The following is an 18,540-nucleotide window of genomic DNA, read 5'->3' as shown; positions in this document are numbered from 1 at the left end:
CTGAATTCTCTTGCGAGCACCGCTCTTGCGTATCCGTCCCGCCTTCGTCACCGATCTTGCCGCCATCTGCCGGCTGGCCGAACAGCTCGCCGAGCAGCATCACCGGCAGGCCCCGGCGACCTTCGCCAAGCCTTCCGGCGGCTGGCGCGACCAGGACTACTGGGCTGCCCAGCTGGAGCCGGAAGACGGGATGCTGTTTGTCGCTGACGCCAGCGACGAACTGGTCGGCTTCGTCACCGCGCGGTTGTCCGATACCCGCTCGATTTCCTTTCTGCAGCCGCTGATCCTCTGCCGGATCGGCACCCTGGTGGTGTCTGCCAGCCACAGACGGCTGGGCGTGGGTGCGCGGCTGCTGGACGCCGTGGAAGCCTGGGCCCGGGACAACGATGTCGACGAATTGCGCCTGGAGGTGATGGAGTTCAACGAGGACGCCCAGGCCTTCTATGCCCGCCAGGATTTCCAGGGGCAATCGCGGATTCTGGCCAAGGCGTTGCGTTAGGGTTGGCTGCTGCGCGATCGCGGCCATGAGTGCGATGGACCAGCACCCTCACCCCAGCCCTCTCCCAGGGGGAGAGGGGGTTAGCGGAGCGGTCGGCGGCCACCGCGCAGGACCCTGTAGGTTGGGCTGAGCGCAGCGAAGCCCAACACCGCCGGATCGAAGCCCCGCCATGAGCCTTCGACGGGGACCCTACACACTCTCCCGACTAACCAACTCGAATCCCAGATCCACGCAGCGCCGTAGCGTGGAAAACGGCGTAGCCTTTTCCACGGGGAGCCCGCCACGAGGACTTGCCTCGCACCCGCCCTTCCCAGGAGGGGGAGCGGGCGCTTGGAGCGGATGCTCGTTTTCGATGGCTCAGGCGATAAGAAAGCTGCTCCCAATGGAGACATCGACACCTAATGCGAGTAACTGTCCTATCGCGGCCATGGGCCGCTCCTACAGGAGAGATCGGTACCTGTAGGAGCGGCCCATGGCCGCGATGATCCGACGCGAGCGACTAGCCCTACACACTCTCCCGACTCACCAACTCGAATCCGAGGTCCACGCAGGTCGGTTGGCTGCGGCCGTCGAGCAGTCCCAGCAACAGGGTTGCGGCCTGGCGCCCTACCGCGGCGCGGGGGGTCTGGATGGAGGTCAGCCGGGGCACGGTATGCGCCGAGCCGGGCAGGTCGTTAAAGCCCAGCACCGAGATCCGTTCGGGGATGGCGATGCCCAGCCGCTGCGCTTCGAACAGCGCGCCCTGGGCCAGGTCGTCGTTGCAGAAGAACAGGCCGTCGACATCCGGCCGGCGGGCCAGCAGCTCGCGGAACTGCCGGGCGCCCAGCCCCACGGACGACGGCTGCGGATCCAGCACATCCAGACTCGGGTCATAGCAGCCCGCCGCGCGCAGCACCTCGCGAAAGCCCTCGCCCCGGGCCAGCGCACGCGGGTCGAGCTGGGCAGCGACATAACCCAGGCACTTGCGCCCGGCCGCCAGCAGATGCCGCGCCGCGGCGGCGCCGGCGGCGTGCTGGGAAAAGCCGACGCTGGGCACCGCCCCCGCCGGATCCAGCTCCATCATGTGCACCCGCGGCACCCCGCTGGCAGCCAGCAGCTGGCGTGCGGCGTCGGTACGGTCGAAGCCGGTCAGCAGCAGTCCCCGGGGCTGATAGGCCAGGTAGTTGCGGATCAGCTTCTCCTCTTCCACGGGGTCGTAGTGGTAGTTGCCGATCAGCACTTCCAGGCCACGAGGGCGCAGGACCTCGTGAATGGCTTCCAGCGGCTCGATGAACAGATGGTTGGACAGCGAGGGGACCAGCACCACCACCGAATGCCCCTGGGCCGAGGCCAGGGCACGGGCGGCCGGATTGGTGACATAGCCAAGACGCGCGGCAGCTTCCTGCACGCGGGTGACCAGCTCGGGCGCCACGCTGGCGACACCGCGCAGGGCACGCGAGGCCGTGATGGGGGAAACACCGGCTTCCAGCGCCACCTCGGTAAGGGTGGGCCGACCGGAACTACGAGAACCCGTTCGATTCATTGTTATGGTTTCAGGCTTGTCAGAGACGGAGAACGCGCCTAAGGTAGCGCTGTCTCAGCAGACACTACAAGCCTGGCGTGGCCTTCTGGACCGCGTCGGCATTCGGCCCAACAAGATCGACAAGAACTGGAAGCCGCTGCCTTTTCGCTTTTCGGGGTAGCGCTGTCTCCAGACCGGAGGTGACGATGAACACTCCCATACCCGCGCTGGTGGTCATGGGCGTCTCAGGCTGCGGCAAGAGCAGCGTCGGCGCGGCCATTGCCGAGCAGGACGGTGGCCGCCTGATCGAAGGCGACGCCTTCCACCCCGCCGCCAACATCGCCAAGATGAGCGCCGGCATCCCCCTCGATGATGGGGATCGCGCCGGCTGGCTGACCCGCCTCGGTGAAGAACTGGCCGCTGCAGTGGCCGCGGGCGAACGCCCGGTGCTCACCTGTTCCGCGCTCAAGCGCCGCTATCGCGACCAGCTGCGCCAGGCCGTGCCCGGTCTCGGCTTCGTCTTTCTCGAACTGACCCGCGAGGCCGCCGCCCAGCGCGTCGCCAATCGTCCGGGCCACTTCATGCCCGCGAGTCTGATCGACAGCCAGTTCGCCGCCCTCGAAGCACCCTACGGTGAACCGGCTACGCTGGTAGTGGACGCAGGCGACACCCTGCCCGCCATCGGCACCCAGGTGTCGGCCTGGTGGAACACCGCGGCGCGCCTGGCCCAGCCGGCCTGACGAGACAGCGCTACCCATTCCAACCCTTGGAGTCTGTTCAAAGTCTCGCGAGCTAGAGCCAAACAAGGCGAAAATGCCTGAGGAAGCGGAGTTTACGAGTGGTAAATGAGCATTCCGAAGGCCTTTTCAACGCAGTTTGGCCGACGCGCAGCAGACTTTGAATAGGCTCTTACAACGCCCACAACAACAATAGGAGAGGCGCCATGTTCGGCATGGACCACAACAGTTTCCTTCTGCTCGACGCCCTGGTCACCATCATCGGCCTGGTGCTGCTGATCACCAAGTTCAAGGTCCATCCCTTCATCGCCCTGACCATCGCCTCGGGCTTTCTCGGCCTGACCTCCGGCATGCCGGTGGAAAAGGTCATGAAGTCCTTCCAGGATGGTTTCGGCGGCGTGCTCGGCTTCGTCGGCATCCTGCTCGGCCTGGGCACCATGCTCGGCAAGCTGATGGCCGATTCCGGCGGCGCCGACCAGATCGCCCAGACGCTGATCCGCGCCTTCGGCATCAAGCGCGTGCACTGGGCGATGATGTTCGCCGCCTTCCTGGTGGGTATCCCGCTGTTCTTCGAGATCGGCTTCGTGCTGCTGGCACCCCTGGTGTTCATCGTCGCCCGCCGCACCGGGCTGTCGCTGGTCAAGCTGGGCATCCCGCTGCTGGCCGGCCTGTCCGCCGTGCATGGCCTGGTGCCGCCGCACCCGGGTCCGCTGCTGGCGGTCGGGGTGTTCGGTGCCGACATCGGCAAGACCATCTTCTATGGCCTGCTGGTCGGCCTGCCCACCGCCATGATCGCCGGTCCCATCTTCGGTGCCTGGATCTCCAAGCGCATCCCCGGTTCGGCCAACCCCGAACTGGTCGCCCAGATCGCCCAAGAGACCGACAACCGCAACCTGCCGGGCTTCGGCATCACCGTCTTCACCGTGCTGCTGCCGGTGATCCTGATGCTGCTCAAGGCCTTTGCCGACATCTTCTTCGCCGCCGACAACCACTTCCGCATCTGGATGGACTTCATCGGCCACCCCATCACCGCCCTGCTCGCCGCCCTGCTGCTGAGCTTCTACAGCTTCGGCACCGCCTGCGGCTTCTCTCGCGAGAAGATCGTCAAGCTGCTCGACCAGAGCCTGGCGCCAGTGGCGGCCATCGTCCTGATCGTCGGCGCCGGCGGTGGCTTCAAGCAGATGCTGGTGGCCAGCGGCGTGGGTGAGGTGATCGGCAACCTGGCGGTGCAGACGCAGATCTCGCCGATCCTGCTGACCTGGCTGGTGGCGGCGGTGATCCGCGTGGCGACCGGTTCCGCCACCGTGGCGACCATCACCGGCGCCGGCATCGTCGCCCCCGTGGTGGCGCTGATCCCCGGGGTGAACAAGGAATTGCTGGTACTGGCCGCCGGTGCCGGTTCGGTGATCCTCTCCCACGTCAACGACGCCGGCTTCTGGCTGGTGAAGCAGTACTTCAACATGACCGTGGCCGAGACCTTCAAGACCTGGTCGATGATGGAAACCATCCTCTCGGTGGTGGCCCTGGCCTTCATCATGCTGCTGTCGCTGTTCGTCTAACCTCCGCTACACCGGGACGGCCCCGGGCCGTCCCGCCTCCACCACGAAGCTCGCCCGGGTGCCGCGCCTGGCATCCGGGCGAGTTCGATCACTGATGGTGCGCAGGTCCACCTGCAACCGCTCCCGCGTCAACTCCAGGGCCAGATAGCCGCGCTCCCGGCTGTCGAAGAAGCGCACCTGGGGATTCTCCGGCAACAGCGCCCGGAAACGGCGGTAGTCCGGTCCGTCAGAGGTGATGGAGGTGCCGACGAACTCGCTCGCCACCACCGGACTCCGCTCGTCCTCCGGCTCGCGGTGCAGGTCCGTCACCCAGAAGGAATGAATGTCCCCGCCCAGGGTCACCGGATTGGCCAGGCGACTGTCGGCCAGGGCCGCGAGCAGGCGCTCGCGGGTGGCCGGATAGCCGTCCCAGCCATCGGTCCAGCGCGCCGGATCGCCTTTCGGCAGGCGCTGCCGCAGCGGTGCCAGCAGGAGATCCTGGGCGATCAGATTCCAGCGGGTGGCATTGTGGCGAAAGCCATCCAGCAACCAGCGCTCCTGCGCCTGCCCGAGCATGCTGCGCGCCGCGTCGCGCAGGCCCGGGCAATCCGGTGCGACCAGCTGGCCACCGCGGGTCCTGGCCGTCACGCAGGCCGGTTCGCTGCGGTATTGCCGACCGTCGAGCAGATGGATCTCCGCCAGGTCACCGAAGCGCCAACGGTCATAGAGGCGCAGCGCCGTGCCCTGGGTCCTCCACCCGCGCAGCGGCGCATGTTCGCGAAAGGCCTGGTAGGCGGCCTGCCGCCGCGCGGCGAAGGCGGCCAGACTGACCCCGGGGTCCGCCGCCCAGGGACCGGAATAGTCGTTCTGCACCTCGTGGTCGTCCCAGGTCATGAGACTGGTGACATTGGCGTGCAGGTACTGCGGATCGGGATCGGTGCGGTACAGCGCATGGCGCCGGCGGTAACTGGCCAGGTCCCGGGCTTCCGGCAGGCCATGCCGGCGCACCGTCGGCAGCAGCAGGGGCACGTTGGCCTCGTAGATATAGTCGCCGAGGAACAGCGCCAGATCCGCCTGTTCGTCGGCCATGTGCCGATAGGCACTGAAGAAGCCCTTCTCGTAATGGGAGCAGGAAGCGGCCACCAGCTTCAGGCGCTGCGGAGCGCTGGCTGACGGCGGTAGCGTGGTGGCGCGGCCGATACGACTCTGGTGGCCCAGCGCGGTGAAACGGTACCAGTAGGGCCGTCCCGGTAGCAGACCGGTCAGCGTGATGGGCAGGCAGAAAGCAGACTGTGGCTGCGCCTGGATCACTCCGCGCTGCACCACGTGGCGCAGCCCTGGATCCAGGGCCACTTCCCACCGAGCCTCGACCGGACCGTGCAGACCGCCCAGGCCGTCTTCGGCCAGGGGATCCGGTGCCAGGCGGGTCCAGATGACGAAGCCGTCGGTGGCAGGCTCACCACTGGCGACGCCCAGGGTGAAGGGATCCGGCTGCGGCGTGCGAGCGCTGCAACCGGCGAACCAGGGTGCGCTCAGACCCAGGCCGAGCAGGCCCAGCGCTTGACGTCGAGAGGTACTCATCCAGGCCTCCGGGAAAAGAGGCCAGGGTGGCTCAGGCAGGTGACAACCGCATGTCGGCGGCTCAGGCCAGCGGCAATTCCTCGAGGATCATGACCTGCGGCGCGTCGACGAGCAGGCCGTCGAGATCGCTCAGCAGCCGCTTGAAGTGAGGGGTTTGCTCGTGCTCGGCCAGGGCTTCGCGGCTGGCCCAGCGCTCGACGAAGACATAGCGGCCTGCATGGCTCGGATCGCGGTGCGGGGTATAGAAGTGACAGGCGGCTTCGGCACGGGACGGCGCGACGATGGCGCGCAGGGCGTCTTCGACAGCCTCGGCCTGGTCGGGCTTGGCCTGCAGGATGGCGACGACACGGATTTCACTGGTCATGCAAAAAACTCCGGAAGGGGTGCTTCGGCCTGGCGCCTGGACACCCCGAATACCACCGGGGTCGAGAGTCGGCCCCGGTCATGGTGGATCACTGCTTGGCTTTGACGATCTTGTCGATCACCGCATTGCTGCGCTTGATCAGCACATAGTCGGAACCGATCTTGACCCACTGGCTGTCTTCGCCCGGTTGCTCCAGACCGTGCTTCTTGAAATCCTTGATCACGTACTCGTCACGGATGTACTTGCGCGGCGCCCGGCCACCCTCTTCGAGTTCAAAGGTAGGATGATCAGGGTCGTGGGTGACCGCCTCATCGCTCTGATTGGCGTCCTTCTTGTTGACCTTGTTCTGGTACTGCGAGCTGGTGGGCTCCGAAGCGGCCTTGTCGGCGGCCGGCTTGGTCGGGGTCATGGATTCGGGCGCGGCCTGGACGTGCAGGGCTCCGGTCAGGACGACGGCGCCCAGCGCCAGGGAGAGCAGTGATTGCTTGATCATGGGGGTGTTTCTCCTCTGCGTTCGAGGTTTTGACCCCGGGGCCGCAGAAAAAGCTCCACGAATACCTACGGTCGCGCCGCTGGCCTTACAACCGTTCGTCCTGCTCGGCCTTCACCAGGGTCAGCACCCGCGGCAACTGGCGCGAGCGCTCGGTGGAAAAGGCGTCCAGCGAGCAACTCAGCCGATAGGCCTGCTGACTGAGTCGCGAGGCTTCCTGGCGCAGGGTGAGGAAGTTGAGGAAATAGCGCTGGTGCTGGCGCTTGGCCTGGCTGCCACGTTCGAGCAGGCGCCGGGCTTCCGCCATGGCCACGATGTGGCTGTCAGTCACGTCCTTCATGCAACGGCTTCCTCGTGGCGATGACAATTATCGAACCTGTTTCTTCTCGACTTTAGCAGCCCGTCCGAACAGGGTGGTGAATGCTTTGACTTTTTATCGCCAAGCCAGGGCTGGCGCGCCTTGCGGCACCTCAGGCAGAGTAGCCCACCCCCTTGCCCTGAGGTGCAGCCCCTTGGAACGCTGGAAGCTTCTCGCCGGCCTGGTGAGCTTCACCTTTTTCATGGAAAACCTGGACGCCACGGTGATCGCCACGGCGCTGCCGCAGATGGCCCTGTCCTTCGGCCACGATCCGGTGGACCTCAACCTGGGCATCAGCGCCTATCTGCTGGCGATCGCCGTGGGCATCCCGGTGAGTGGCTGGATCGCCGAGCGCTTCGGTCCCCGCCCGGTCTTTACCCTGGCCATCGGCGTCTTCACCCTGGCCTCGCTGCTCTGCGGTATGGCCCTGTCCCTCGAACACTTCATCGCCGCGCGCATTCTCCAGGGGCTCGGCGGCGCCCTGATGGTGCCCGTGGGGCGTCTGGTGGTACTGCAGGTCACCGAGAAGCATGAACTGGTGCGCGCCATCGCCCTCATCACCTGGCCGGGCCTGGTGGCCCCCGTGCTCGGCCCGCCCCTGGGAGGTCTGATCACCACCTATGCCGACTGGCGCTGGATCTTCTACCTCAACCTGCCGCTGGGATTGATCGCCCTGCTGCTGGCCTGGCGCCTGGTGCCCGCCGACCTGCCGACCCAGCGCCATCCGCTGGACTGGCGCGGCTTCCTGTTGCTGGGCGGCGCCTGCGTGGCCTTCATGTGGGGCGTGGAGCGCCTCGGCCAGAACCATGGCAGTCTGGGCGCCAACCTGGCCTGGATGGGCATAGGGCTGATCCTCGGCACCAAGGCGGTGCGTCACATGACCCGGATCGAACGCCCGCTGATCGATTTTGGCACACTGCGCATCCCCACCTACCGCGCGGCCATCCTCGGTGGCGGCCTGTTCCGCGTCACCATTGCCACGGCGCCCTTTCTGCTGCCCCTGCTGTTCCAGCTGGCCTTTGGCCTGGACGCCTTCCAGGCCGGCCTGCTGCTCCTGGCGCTGTTCGCCGGCAACCTGGCGGCCAAGCCCTTCACCACCGCCACCATGCGCCGCTTCGGATTGCGCACCATCCTGACCGTCAACGGCCTGCTCAGCGCGTTCAGCCTGCTGGCCTGTGGCCTGCTCACCCCGGACTGGCCCCTGCCGGCGATCCTGCTCCTGCTGTTCTTCAGCGGGGTGTTCCGCTCGCTGCAGTTCACCGCCAGCAATGCCCTGGCCTTCGCCGACATCCCCAAGTCGCGGCTGAGCCATGCCTCCACCCTGTTCAGCACCAATTTCCAGCTGGCCATGGGCCTGGGCGTGGCCATCGCCGCCCTGCTGCTACGCGCCTCGATGGAGTGGCACGGCCACCTCGACCCGCAACTGGCGGACTTTCGGCTAGCCTTTTGCATAGTGGCCGTGCTCGGCATCCTGAGCACCCTGGATGCCTTCCGCCTAGCCCGCAACGCAGGCGATTCGGTCAGCGGCCATACCTCTGGAAGTTGACCAGGCGGACAGGGCTCCAGGCGATGTCGATTGGGGGTTAGGGCTTAGCGTCTTACCCGTGTTTACCGACCTGTTATGATGCGCGCCTTTTTCCGATCAGACCGGCGCGCACGAGGCATCCCATGCTGGAAAGACTCTTCCAACTCAAGGCCCACAACACCTCTGTCCGCACCGAACTGCTGGCCGGGGTCACCACCTTCCTGGCCATGGCCTACATCCTGTTCGTCAACCCGAGCATCCTCGGCGCCACCGGCATGGACAAGGGCGCGATCTTCGTCGCCACCTGCCTGGCCGCCGCCATCGGCTCGGCGCTCATGGGACTCATCGCCAACTACCCCATCGCCCTCGCCCCGGGCATGGGCCTCAACGCCTTCTTCACCTACACCGTGGTCCTGCACCTGGGTCATACCTGGCAGGTGGCCCTGGGCGCGGTGTTCCTCTCGGCGCTGATGTTTTTCCTGCTGTCGATCTTTCGCATCCGCGAATGGATCATCAACAGCATCCCGCTCCCGCTGCGCTCGGGCATCGCCGCCGGCATCGGCCTGTTCCTGGCGCTGATCGCCCTGCAGACCGCCGGCATCGTGGTGGGTAATCCGGCGACCCTGGTGGGCCTGGGCGACCTGTCCAAACCGGGTCCGCTGCTGGCCATCCTCGGCTTCTTCCTGATCGTCGTGCTCGAGGCGCGCAAGGTCACCGGCGCGGTGCTGATCGGCATCCTGGTGGTCACCGTGATCGCCATCGCCCTGGGCGTCAGCGCCTTCGGCGGCCTGGTCTCCATGCCGCCGTCGCTGGCACCGACCTTCCTGCAGCTGGACATCCGGGGGGCCCTGGACGTCGGCCTGATCAGCGTCATCTTCGCCTTCCTGTTCGTCGACCTGTTCGACAATTCCGGCACCCTGATCGGCGTGGCCAAGCGCGCCGGCCTGATGGGCAAGGACGGCCATCTGCCGAAGATGGGCCGCGCCCTGATCGCCGACAGCTCCGCCGCCATGTTCGGCTCGCTGCTGGGCACCTCCACCACCACCAGCTACATCGAATCCGCCGCGGGCGTTTCCGCGGGGGGGCGTACCGGCCTCACCGCCGTGGTGGTCGCGGTGCTGTTCCTGCTGGCGCTGTTCTTCGCCCCTCTGGCCGGTAGCGTGCCAGCCTTCGCCACCGCCCCGGCGCTGTTCTTCATCGCCGTGCTGATGACCTCGGGCCTGGCCGAGATCGAGTGGGACGACCTGACCACCGCCGCCCCGGTGCTGGTCACCGCCCTGGCCATGCCGCTGACCTATTCCATCGCCAACGGCATCGCCTTCGGCTTTATCACCTGGACGGTCATCAAGCTGCTGTCCGGCCGTACCCGCGAGCTGAATTCGGCGCTGATCGTGCTGTCGATCCTGTTCGTCATCAAGCTGGGCTGGTTCAACGCCTGACCCCTCCCCTCGGGGCTCCGGCCCCGAGGTCTCCCCCGCCTCACCCTGCTCCGGATCTACCATGTCCCAACCTTCCTTCGTTCCCGCCGACTACCAGGCTCAACTCGACGCCAAGGCCGACCGCCTGCGCCAACTGCTGGCGCCTTTCCAGGCGCCCGAGCCGGAGGTCTTCGCCTCGCCGCTGCAGCACTACCGGCTGCGCGCCGAATTCCGCTTGTGGCGGGAGAACGAGGAACGCCACTACGCCATGTTCGCCCCGGGCGACAAGCACACGCCGATCCTCATCGAAGCCTTCCCCATCGCCAGCCAGCGCATCAACGACCTGATGCCGCGCCTCAAGGCCGGCTGGCAGGCGGACGTGGCGCTGTCGTTCAAGCTGTTCCAGGTGGAATTCCTCACCACCCTGAGTGGCGACGCCCTGATCACCCTGGCCTACCACCGTCCGCTGGACGCCGCCTGGCAAGCCGCCGCCGAGCGCCTGGCCGCCGACCTGGGCGTCAGTCTGATCGGTCGCTCCCGCGGCCAGCGCCTGGTGATCGGGCGTGACCACGTGCTCGAAGAACTGGACGTGGCCGGGACGACCTACCGTTATCTGCAACCCGAGGGCGGCTTCACCCAGCCCAATGGCACCGTTAATCAGAAGATGCTGAGCTGGGCCCACAGCGCCCTGGGCGAGCGCGAAGACGATCTTCTCGAGCTCTATTGCGGCAACGGCAACTTCACCCTGCCGCTGGCCAGCCGAGTCCGTAAGGTACTGGCCACCGAGGTGAGCAAGACCTCGGTCAACGCCGCCCTGCACAATCTGGCCAGCAATGGCGTGGACAACGTCACCCTGGTGCGTCTCTCCGCCGAAGAGCTGACCCAGGCGCTCAACGAGGTCCGTCCCTTCCGCCGCCTGGCCGGCGTGGATCTCAAGAGCTACCAGTTCGGCACCGTCTTCGTCGACCCGCCGCGCGCCGGCATGGACCCCGACACCTGCGAGCTGACCCGTCGCTTCGAGCGCATCCTCTATATTTCCTGCAATCCGGAAACCCTGGCCGAGAACATCGCCCAGTTGCTGGACACCCACCGTATCACCCGCTGCGCCCTGTTCGACCAATTCCCCTGGACGCACCATATGGAGAGCGGAGTGTTGCTGGAGCGGCGTTGAGGCGCCCGCATGGAAAAGGCCGCGCCGTTTTCCACCCTACACCTGGTCCAACCGCACGCTCTCCCTCGGGCATAGGGTTGGAGTGAGGGGACCTCTGACCCGTAGATTGGGCTGCGACGGCTCCATCGTCGAAGCCCAACAGGCCCGGGCTGCGTTGGGCTTCGCCATGCTCAGCCCAACCTACAAGAGCACACCATGACGCCCCTTCTCCCTTGGGAGAGAGAGACCAAGCCGTAGGTTGGGTTGAGACAGCTCCATCGTCGAAGCCCAACAGGCCCGGGCTGCGTTGGGCTTCGCCATGCTCAGCCCAACCTACAAGAGCCCGCCATGACGCCCTCTGCGCCGGGGAGAGGGCTGGGGTGAGGGTCGCCCTACTCGTGGAAGTCCGCCACCGTCTCGCGACGGCCATAGAGGAAGGCGTCCGCCACATGGCGCAGTGGGGCCACGTCCACCTCGGAGCGGTTCTGGGCGACCAGCTCGGCGAAGCGGGCATAGAGCCCGGCGTACTCCCGGTCGGGGCCCTGGTGGCTTAGCTGGCCGTCCAGATAGAGCTCGCTGCCGCCCTTGCTCAGGGTCAGGCGACCCGCATCGGTGTCGACATGGATGTCCCAGGTCTGGGGCCCGGTCTGCAGGAAGTCGAAGTCGGCGGCGATGGGCACCCCGGCGCTGTCGACGAAGGCCAGTTGCGCGGCCACCGGGGTCTGGCAGTTGCCTGGCACCTGCAGGGTCGCCTCCTTGAGAAAGAACGGCCGTGGCAGGATGGCGGTGACGATGGACAGGGCATTGATGCCCGGATCGAAGACGCCCATGCCGCCCGGCTCCCAGATCCAGGCCTGACCCGGATGCCAGACGCGCACGTCTTCCTTCCACTCGATCCGCACCGCCTGGATACGCTTGCCTTCCAGCCATTCGCGGGCTGGCTGCACGCCCTGGGCATAGCGGGAATGCCAGGTGGCGAACAGCGAAAGACCAGCCGCCTCGGCCTGACGCGTTAGGGCTTCCACTTCACTCAGGGTCGCCCCCGGGGGTTTTTCCAGCATCACGTGCTTGCCCGCCGCCAGGGCCTCGCGGGCCTGTTCGTAACGTACCGCCGCAGGGGCGCAGAGCGACACGGCGTCGATCGCCGGGCCGTCTTCGAGCAGGGCACTCAGGCTGGGATAGTGGGCGACGCCGTCGAGCTGGGCGTTACGGCTGGCCACGGCGACCAGCTCGTATTCGGGATTGGCGGCGAGCGCCGGCAGGTGCTGGTCACGGGCGATCTTGCCCAAACCGACGATGGCTATTCTTATCATGATCGTCCTCGGTAGACGGTAGGAGTCCGCCGCCTAGGATCGAGCAATCATCACACCAAAGCAACAGCTTCGCGGTCGGTCTGCAGGCTCTCGCGCAACTCCAGCCAGCTGCGCAGATTGGCCCCCTCGCGGCCCTTGCGCCACATCAGCCAGGTGGTGGCCTGGGCGAAGCGCGCCTGGATCGGATGACGCTGCACCCGCTCGCGGCCGGGCAGGCTGTCGAGCATGGATTCCGGCATCAGCGCCACCCCGCCGGTGATCACGCAGGCCAGCATGCTGTGGTAGGACTCGATCTCCATCACCGGTCCGCTGGGCACCCCCGCTGCGGCGTACCAGGTGTCCAGGTAGCGTCTGTAGGAGCAGCCGGCACGAAAGCCGAACACCGGGCGCCCCGCCACGTCGGCCGGCGAACGCACCGGACCGAGTTCCAGCCCGGTGATCAGCACCAGCCGCTCTTCGAACCAGGGCTGGCCTTCCAGCGCCGTGTCGGGCGCCGGGCCGTCCACCAGGGCGGCGTCCAGGCGACCGGCCAGCAAGCCTTCCACCAGTTCGCCGCTGGGGCCGCTGTGCACCTGCAGATTCACCTTGGGATAGCGCTGGTGATAGCGCGCCAGCAGCCCCGGCAGGTGGATGGCCGCGGTGCTGAACATGGAACCCAGGACGAAGGTGCCGGCTGGCTCGCCGCCCTGCACCGCGCTGCGCGCCTCGTCGGCCAGGGCGAACAGGCGATGGGCGTAGTCCAGCATTCGGTGGCCGGCGGCGGTCAGGTGCAACCGCTGGCGTTCGCGCAGGAACAGCTCCACCCCCAGCTTGTCCTCCAGCTGGCGCAGGCGCGTGGAGAGATTGGACGGCACCCGATTGAGCCGCTCGGCGGCCTTCACCAGGGAACCTTCCTCGGCCACCGCCTGGAAGATGCGTAGCTCGGCGAACTCCATGGATCACCACCTTTCTGTTTAGATGAACATCTATTTCTCTATTATTCGTTTTTATTGATCAACTTCAAGGCCTAGGCTGTACTCATCTGCTCGCTACTGGAGTCCTGCGATGACCGCCACTACCCGCCTGCTGGCCTGCCTGCTGGCCCTGGCCACCGCCATGGGCATCGGCCGCTTCGCCCTTACCCCCGCCCTGCCCCATTTGATCGCCGAGGGTCAGATCGACCTCACCGGCGCCAGCCTGCTGGCCGCGGCCAACTACCTGGGCTATCTGCTCGGCGCCCTGGACGCCCTCTTCGCCCGTCGGACCCATGCGCGCCTGGTCGGGGGACTCTGGCTCTGCGCCGGCCTGACCCTGGCCTCCCTGCTGGCCGATGGCCTGGCCGCCCAGGCGCTACTGCGCTTCGGCACCGGCCTGGCCAGCGCCTGGGTACTGGTGATGGTGACCGGCCTGAGCCAGCCCCTGGCTGCCGAAGCCGGACGGCCACGGCTCGGCGCCCTGGTCTTTACCGGGCCCGGAGTAGGCATTCTCATCAGTGGTCTGATGGCTCTGGTCAGCAATCGCCTGGGTGGCGATTCCAACCAGCTATGGCTGAGCTACGGCCTGCTCGCCAGTGTCGCCACCCTGGCCCTGCTGCCCCTGCTGCCGCGGCGTGGTCCCGCCACCCCGCTGCCTGTCACCACCGCGGCGCCGGCCAAGCGCTCCCCGGCCTTCAACCGGTTGATCCTGGCCTATGGCCTGGTGGGTGTCGGCTATATCCTGCCGGCGACCTTCCTCTCGCAGATGGCCGCCAGCCGCTTCCACGGCCAGTGGCAGGCCGACCTCTTCTGGCCCGGCTATGGCCTCGCGGCAGCGCTGGGCGTGGTGCTGGTCAGCCTGAGACGCCCGGGCACCGATACCCGCCGCTGGCTGATCGCCACCCTCTGGCTGCAGGCCGCGGGTGTGCTGCTCTGCCTCCTGCCGGGCAGCCTGGCGCTGTTCCTCGGCGTGCTGCTCTGTGGCGGTCCCTTCCTCGCCTGCATGCAGCTGGTGATGCAGTACGGTCGCGAGCTGGCACCGGCCACACCGCAACGTAATGCCGGGGTGCTGACCGCCAGCTTCGCCAGCGGCCAACTCGTCGGTCCGCTGCTCGGCGCAGCCAGCAGTCATTTTGCCGGCGACCTGCAACCGGCCCTGGTGATCGCCGCGCTGGGCCTGCTGTTCGCTGGTCTGCACCTGCGCCGCGCCAAGGCCTCGCTGCAGCGCTGCGTTGCCTGAATCGTTTCCGCTGCGGCCTTTCGTCACAGAAGTAAAACTGGGTGGTTCCTTGTTTTGAAATGTTTCGCCGTTCCTGAGTACAGTGGCCGCTGCGCCTCATAGAGGAGGCGCCTCAGGCGCTCGCCACCCACCCTACAAGGAACACAACACTCATGATGAAGGCCTCCGATCTGGTCGTTCGCTGCTTGGAAAACGAGGGTGTCGAATACATCTTCGGCATTCCCGGCGAAGAGAACCTGGACCTGCTGGAATCCCTGCGGCGCTCCTCGCAGATCAAGCTGATCCTGACTCGCCACGAGCAGTCCGCCGGCTTCATGGCCGCCACCTACGGCCGCTTCACCGGCAAGACCGGTGTCTGCCTTTCCACCCTCGGTCCAGGCGCCACCAACCTGGTCACCGCCGGCGCCTACGCCTACCTGGGCGGCATGCCGATGCTGATGCTGACCGGCCAGAAGCCGATCAAGAAATCCAAGCAGGGGCGTTTCCAGATTCTCGACGTGTGCCGCATGATGGCGCCGCTCACCAAGTACACCCACCAGTTCGCCTCCGCCGACAACATCCCGTCGCGCATCCGCGAGGCCTTCCGCCTCGCCGAGGAAGAAAAGCCCGGTTCCGTGCACCTGGAACTGCCGGAAGACATCGCCGACGAGCACACCGAGAGCCTGCCGGTATCGCCGAGCCTGAGTCGTCGTCCGGTCGCCGAGGCCAAGGCCATCGCCGCCGCCGTCTCCAAGCTGGAGAACGCCCGCAGCCCGGTGCTGGTGCTGGGCGCCGGCACCAACCGCAAGATGACCGCGCGGGTGCTGCGGCAGCTGATCGAGAAGACCGGCATCCCCTTCGTTACCACCCAGCTCGGCAAGGGCGTGGTCGACGAGCGCCATCCGCGCTTCCTGGGCAACGCCGCCCTCTCCGCCGGTGACTTCGTGCACCGCGCCCTGGAGTCCGCCGACCTCATCGTCAACATCGGCCACGACGTGATCGAGAAGCCCCCGTTCTTCATGACTCGTGGCGGCACCGAGGTCATCCACATCAACTTCCGCTCCGCCGAAGTCGACCCGGTGTACTTCCCCCAGGTCGAGGTGGTCGGCGACATCGCCAACGCCATCTGGGAGATCAAGGAGCGCATCGAGGTCCAGCCCACCTGGGACTTCGACCGCCTGCTGCACATCCGCGAAGCCAACGAGGCCCATGTCGCCGAAGGCGCCACCGATGACCGCTTCCCGGTCTATCCGCAGCGCCTGGTGGCCGATCTGCGCAACGTGCTGCCGTCCGACGGCATCGTCGCCCTGGACAACGGCATCTACAAGATCTGGTTCGCCCGCAACTACAAGGCTTACATGCCCAACACGGTGCTGCTGGACAACGCCCTGGCCACCATGGGCGCCGGCCTGCCGTCGGCCATGGCCGCGCGCCTGGTCCATCCCAACACCCCCATCGTGGCGGTGTGCGGCGACGGCGGCTTCATGATGAACAGCCAGGAGCTGGAAACCGCGGTGCGCCTGAAGATGAGCCTCGTGGTCATCATCCTGCGCGACGACGGCTACGGCATGATCCGCTGGAAGCAGGCGCAGATGGGCTTCGAGGACTTCGGCCTGGACTACGGCAACCCGGACTTCGTCCGCTACGCCGAAAGCTACGGCGCCCACGGCCATCGCGTGGAAAGCGCGGCCGCCTTCGCCCCGCTGGTGCGGCACTGCCTGGACACCCCCGGCGTCCACGTCATCGACTGCCCGGTGGACTACTCCGAGAACGACCGCATCCTGCATCAGGACATCAAGGAACGCAGCGCGGCGGTCTGATCGGCCAGCCCGGCGATCCCGTTGACGCCCCGGCCTCCAGGCCGGGGCGTCTTTCATTGCGGCCGAAGAAAGCCGCAGCCCTCTCCAGCACTCGATCCATCACTAGTATCGTCAAACTAATAGACAGGAAACCCTTATAAAAACAAACAGATACGACATGGGATCACTTGAGAAAATGCCGAATATCCAGGTAATCACGCAGCCTATCGACCAGATTCGAATATTGCGGCGATTCGAGTTCTATTAACCAGGCCTTAAGAATCGCGGTCATGGATGCATCCGCCCTTGAGCCCTCGCCGTCCCCTGCCCTTCCCTGGACGCGGTGACGGATCGAGAGCCAACGGCCCGACGATTCCTTGGGGCCAATCCGTGGTTACCCGCACAAGCTGCCAAGCGCCCCTTCGCACCGACCGGTCCCGCCGGCCGGCTGACGAATCGAGAGGCTGCCGTAACCGCGAAGCACGAGGCGCGAGGTCTCCAGGCCCGCACCTTCCAACGCTCCGCTATCCAGGTAGTCCACATGCAGCAAGTTGGCTGGAATCCACTAAGCAATATAAGCGTCAGGGCCAAGCTGGGCCTTGGCTTCGCCCTGCTCATCGGCATGATCCTGCTGGTGGCCTACACCGGCTGGTCGGCCACCGATACCCTGCGCGATCGCAGCGAGCGCATGAACGATATCGCCGGCTACAGCACCCTGGCCCGCGACATGCGCATCGAGCGGCTGGTGTATTTCACCAAGGCCGATGACGCCCAGGCGGCCAAGTGGCTCGCCGCCCTGGACAAGACCGAAGGCCAGTTGCACGCCATCGTTCCGCACTTCAACTCGCCGGCGAACAAGGCCTTGCTCGACGAGGCCGGGGCCGCGCTCAAACGCTATCGCGACTTCTACAACCAGACGATCACCGCCACCCGCGAGCGGGAATCCATCCGCAAGATCGCCAGCAGCGCGGCAGAGGCAGCCAATGCCCAGTTGCTGACACTGGCCGAAGAGGCGAACGGCGAGACCGGTCGTCCTGCCGATCGCCAGCAGCTGGCGGCGCTCTTCATCGGTGTGCAGCGGATGAGAGTCGATTTCCGTGGCTACGCCACCGCACCCGGCAAGGACAACGAGCAGACGGCGCGCACCTCCGTCAATGCCGCCCTCACCCAGGCCAAGGCACTCGGCGCCACGGCATTGCCGACCGAGACCGTGCAAAAGCTCGTCGGTGAAATCTCCGGCTACCAGCAGCGCCTCGACCAACTGGTGGCCGCGCAGGCGCAGGTGGATCAGGCGCAGGGCGGTATCACCACGACCATCACCACCCTGCTCGGCATCGCCGACAAGCTCACCGGCATCCAGCAGGAATTCCGCACGGCCGACGTGGCCGGTGCCCGTCAGCTGCTGTTGATCTGGCTGGCCGTCGCCATCGTCCTGGGCCTGGCCTGTGCCTGGCTGATCACCCGTTCCATCGTCAAGCCCTTGCAGGACACCGTGGCCTTGGCCGAGCAGGTCGCCAACGGTGATTTCACCCATCAGCAACAGGTCACCCGCAAGGATGAACTGGGCGCCCTGCAGACCAGCATGCAAGGCATGACCGGCAACCTGCGACGCCTGATCGGCGAGGTACGCGACGGTGTGGTCCAGGTGGCCAGTGCCGCCGAGCAGCTGTCGGCGGTCACCGAACAGACCAGCGCTGGCGTGCAATCGCAAAAGGTCGAGACCGACCAGATCGCCACCGCCATGCAGGAGATGACCGCCGCCACCCACGAGGTGGCGCGCAACGCCGGGAACGCGGCCAAGTCCGCGCTGGAAGCCAGTCGCCAGGCCCTGCAGGGCGAGCAATCGGTGAGCAAGGCGGTCGACCAGATCGAGGTGCTGGCCCGGGAAATGGAATCGACCAAGGCGGCCATGACCACCCTGCGCGGCCATGCCGACAGCATCGGCGGCGTGCTCGACGTGATCAAGGCGGTTTCCGAGCAGACCAACCTGCTGGCGCTCAATGCCGCCATCGAAGCCGCCCGCGCCGGCGAGGCGGGACGCGGCTTCGCCGTGGTCGCCGACGAGGTCCGCGGCCTGGCCCAGCGCACCCGCTCC

16 protein-coding genes and 1 pseudogene are annotated in these 18,540 nt (G+C 66.5%); 10 read left to right on the top strand and 7 right to left on the bottom strand.

What is annotated here, in order from left to right; translation table 11 throughout:
* The first annotated feature begins 25 nt into the window (after window positions 1-25).
* Window positions 26-499, top strand: a complete 474-nt coding sequence (locus tag PVZ77_RS14155) for a GNAT family N-acetyltransferase (protein WP_273809055.1) — start codon at window positions 26-28, stop codon at window positions 497-499.
* Window positions 500-1,004: 505 nt separating this feature from the next.
* Here the strand turns inward: PVZ77_RS14155 and PVZ77_RS14150 are convergent.
* On the bottom strand, window positions 1,005-2,021 hold the full coding sequence (locus tag PVZ77_RS14150; RefSeq protein WP_273809054.1) for a LacI family DNA-binding transcriptional regulator: 1,017 nt from the start codon (window positions 2,019-2,021) through the stop codon (window positions 1,005-1,007).
* Between the two features lie 185 nt (window positions 2,022-2,206).
* Here PVZ77_RS14150 and PVZ77_RS14145 point away from each other — a divergent pair, with 185 nt between their 5' ends.
* Window positions 2,207-2,740, top strand: a complete 534-nt coding sequence (locus PVZ77_RS14145) for a gluconokinase (protein WP_273809053.1) — start codon at window positions 2,207-2,209, stop codon at window positions 2,738-2,740.
* A 203-nt stretch (window positions 2,741-2,943) separates the two neighbouring features.
* A complete protein-coding gene (locus PVZ77_RS14140; protein WP_273809052.1) occupies window positions 2,944-4,296 on the top strand; it encodes a GntP family permease in 1,353 nt (450 codons plus the stop codon).
* 6 nt (window positions 4,297-4,302) lie between these two features.
* Here the strand turns inward: PVZ77_RS14140 and PVZ77_RS14135 are convergent, their stop codons facing one another.
* The 4 genes from PVZ77_RS14135 to PVZ77_RS14120 all read right to left on the bottom strand — a co-directional run bounded on the left by PVZ77_RS14135 (window position 4,303) and on the right by PVZ77_RS14120 (window position 7,050).
* Window positions 4,303-5,856 carry an alkaline phosphatase D family protein gene (locus PVZ77_RS14135; protein WP_273809051.1) on the bottom strand — a complete coding sequence of 518 codons (1,554 nt, stop codon included), beginning with the start codon at window positions 5,854-5,856 and terminating at the stop codon, window positions 4,303-4,305.
* Window positions 5,857-5,917: 61 nt separating this feature from the next.
* Window positions 5,918-6,220 carry a putative quinol monooxygenase gene (locus tag PVZ77_RS14130; protein ID WP_273809050.1) on the bottom strand — a complete coding sequence of 101 codons (303 nt, stop codon included), beginning with the start codon at window positions 6,218-6,220 and terminating at the stop codon, window positions 5,918-5,920.
* A gap of 88 nt (window positions 6,221-6,308) precedes the next feature.
* Window positions 6,309-6,713, bottom strand: coding sequence for an RcnB family protein (locus PVZ77_RS14125; RefSeq protein ID WP_273809049.1), 405 nt, complete (start codon window positions 6,711-6,713; stop codon window positions 6,309-6,311).
* A gap of 85 nt (window positions 6,714-6,798) precedes the next feature.
* A complete protein-coding gene (locus PVZ77_RS14120) occupies window positions 6,799-7,050 on the bottom strand; it encodes a hypothetical protein (RefSeq protein ID WP_273809048.1) in 252 nt (83 codons plus the stop codon).
* Between the two features lie 172 nt (window positions 7,051-7,222).
* Between PVZ77_RS14120 and PVZ77_RS14115 the strand changes: the two genes are divergently transcribed.
* The 3 genes from PVZ77_RS14115 (at window position 7,223) to trmA (ending at window position 11,182) form a co-directional block, all read left to right on the top strand.
* Complete coding sequence (locus PVZ77_RS14115) at window positions 7,223-8,614, top strand: MFS transporter (RefSeq protein ID WP_273809047.1); 1,392 nt, start codon at window positions 7,223-7,225, stop codon at window positions 8,612-8,614.
* Between the two features lie 122 nt (window positions 8,615-8,736).
* Window positions 8,737-10,032 (top strand): NCS2 family permease, encoded by a 1,296-nt coding sequence (locus PVZ77_RS14110; protein ID WP_027602630.1) that lies wholly within the window; start codon window positions 8,737-8,739, stop codon window positions 10,030-10,032.
* Between the two features lie 61 nt (window positions 10,033-10,093).
* Window positions 10,094-11,182: a tRNA (uridine(54)-C5)-methyltransferase TrmA gene (trmA, locus tag PVZ77_RS14105; protein WP_273809046.1), complete on the top strand. Its 1,089-nt coding sequence runs from the start codon at window positions 10,094-10,096 to the stop codon at window positions 11,180-11,182.
* A 371-nt stretch (window positions 11,183-11,553) separates the two neighbouring features.
* Here trmA and PVZ77_RS14100 read toward each other — a convergent pair whose 3' ends face one another.
* Both PVZ77_RS14100 and ptrR read right to left on the bottom strand, forming a co-directional pair.
* On the bottom strand, window positions 11,554-12,474 hold the full coding sequence (locus tag PVZ77_RS14100; RefSeq protein WP_273809045.1) for a Gfo/Idh/MocA family protein: 921 nt from the start codon (window positions 12,472-12,474) through the stop codon (window positions 11,554-11,556).
* A 50-nt stretch (window positions 12,475-12,524) separates the two neighbouring features.
* Entirely contained in the window at window positions 12,525-13,409 is an 885-nt protein-coding gene (gene ptrR, locus PVZ77_RS14095) for a putrescine utilization regulator PtrR (RefSeq protein WP_273809044.1), read from the bottom strand.
* Window positions 13,410-13,518: 109 nt separating this feature from the next.
* Between ptrR and PVZ77_RS14090 the strand changes: the two genes are divergently transcribed.
* The 4 genes and pseudogenes from PVZ77_RS14090 to PVZ77_RS26110 all read left to right on the top strand — a co-directional run.
* Window positions 13,519-14,667, top strand: coding sequence for a YbfB/YjiJ family MFS transporter (locus PVZ77_RS14090; RefSeq protein ID WP_273809043.1), 1,149 nt, complete (start codon window positions 13,519-13,521; stop codon window positions 14,665-14,667).
* 152 nt (window positions 14,668-14,819) lie between these two features.
* Window positions 14,820-16,466: an acetolactate synthase large subunit gene (locus PVZ77_RS14085; RefSeq protein WP_273809042.1), complete on the top strand. Its 1,647-nt coding sequence runs from the start codon at window positions 14,820-14,822 to the stop codon at window positions 16,464-16,466.
* A 520-nt stretch (window positions 16,467-16,986) separates the two neighbouring features.
* A pseudogene (locus PVZ77_RS14080) lies at window positions 16,987-18,042 on the top strand (methyl-accepting chemotaxis protein); the annotation flags it as partial.
* A partial coding sequence (locus tag PVZ77_RS26110; RefSeq protein WP_443218128.1) for a methyl-accepting chemotaxis protein occupies window positions 18,028-18,540 on the top strand: 513 nt, incomplete at its 3' end. The pseudogene PVZ77_RS14080 and the gene PVZ77_RS26110, both read left to right, overlap by 15 nt.

This window comes from Pseudomonas sp. SHLD1, assembly GCF_028640935.1.
Lineage (GTDB): Bacteria > Pseudomonadota > Gammaproteobacteria > Pseudomonadales > Pseudomonadaceae > Chryseomonas > Chryseomonas aestiva.
The sequence above is the reverse complement of the archived record's forward strand: the minus strand, read 5'-3'. Positions and strand labels throughout refer to the sequence as shown.

Coding starts and splice junctions, on each gene's coding strand:
- ptrR (WP_273809044.1), bottom strand. CDS start 13,409: ATGGAGTTCGCCGAGCTACGCATCTTCCAGGCGGTGGCCGAGGAAGGT.
- PVZ77_RS14110 (WP_027602630.1), top strand. CDS start 8,737: ATGCTGGAAAGACTCTTCCAACTCAAGGCCCACAACACCTCTGTCCGC.
- trmA (WP_273809046.1), top strand. CDS start 10,094: ATGTCCCAACCTTCCTTCGTTCCCGCCGACTACCAGGCTCAACTCGAC.
- PVZ77_RS14130 (WP_273809050.1), bottom strand. CDS start 6,220: ATGACCAGTGAAATCCGTGTCGTCGCCATCCTGCAGGCCAAGCCCGAC.
- PVZ77_RS14140 (WP_273809052.1), top strand. CDS start 2,944: ATGTTCGGCATGGACCACAACAGTTTCCTTCTGCTCGACGCCCTGGTC.
- PVZ77_RS14135 (WP_273809051.1), bottom strand. CDS start 5,856: ATGAGTACCTCTCGACGTCAAGCGCTGGGCCTGCTCGGCCTGGGTCTG.
- PVZ77_RS14120 (WP_273809048.1), bottom strand. CDS start 7,050: ATGAAGGACGTGACTGACAGCCACATCGTGGCCATGGCGGAAGCCCGG.
- PVZ77_RS14145 (WP_273809053.1), top strand. CDS start 2,207: ATGAACACTCCCATACCCGCGCTGGTGGTCATGGGCGTCTCAGGCTGC.
- PVZ77_RS14125 (WP_273809049.1), bottom strand. CDS start 6,713: ATGATCAAGCAATCACTGCTCTCCCTGGCGCTGGGCGCCGTCGTCCTG.
- PVZ77_RS14150 (WP_273809054.1), bottom strand. CDS start 2,021: ATGAATCGAACGGGTTCTCGTAGTTCCGGTCGGCCCACCCTTACCGAG.
- PVZ77_RS14085 (WP_273809042.1), top strand. CDS start 14,820: ATGATGAAGGCCTCCGATCTGGTCGTTCGCTGCTTGGAAAACGAGGGT.
- PVZ77_RS14100 (WP_273809045.1), bottom strand. CDS start 12,474: ATGATAAGAATAGCCATCGTCGGTTTGGGCAAGATCGCCCGTGACCAG.
- PVZ77_RS14090 (WP_273809043.1), top strand. CDS start 13,519: ATGACCGCCACTACCCGCCTGCTGGCCTGCCTGCTGGCCCTGGCCACC.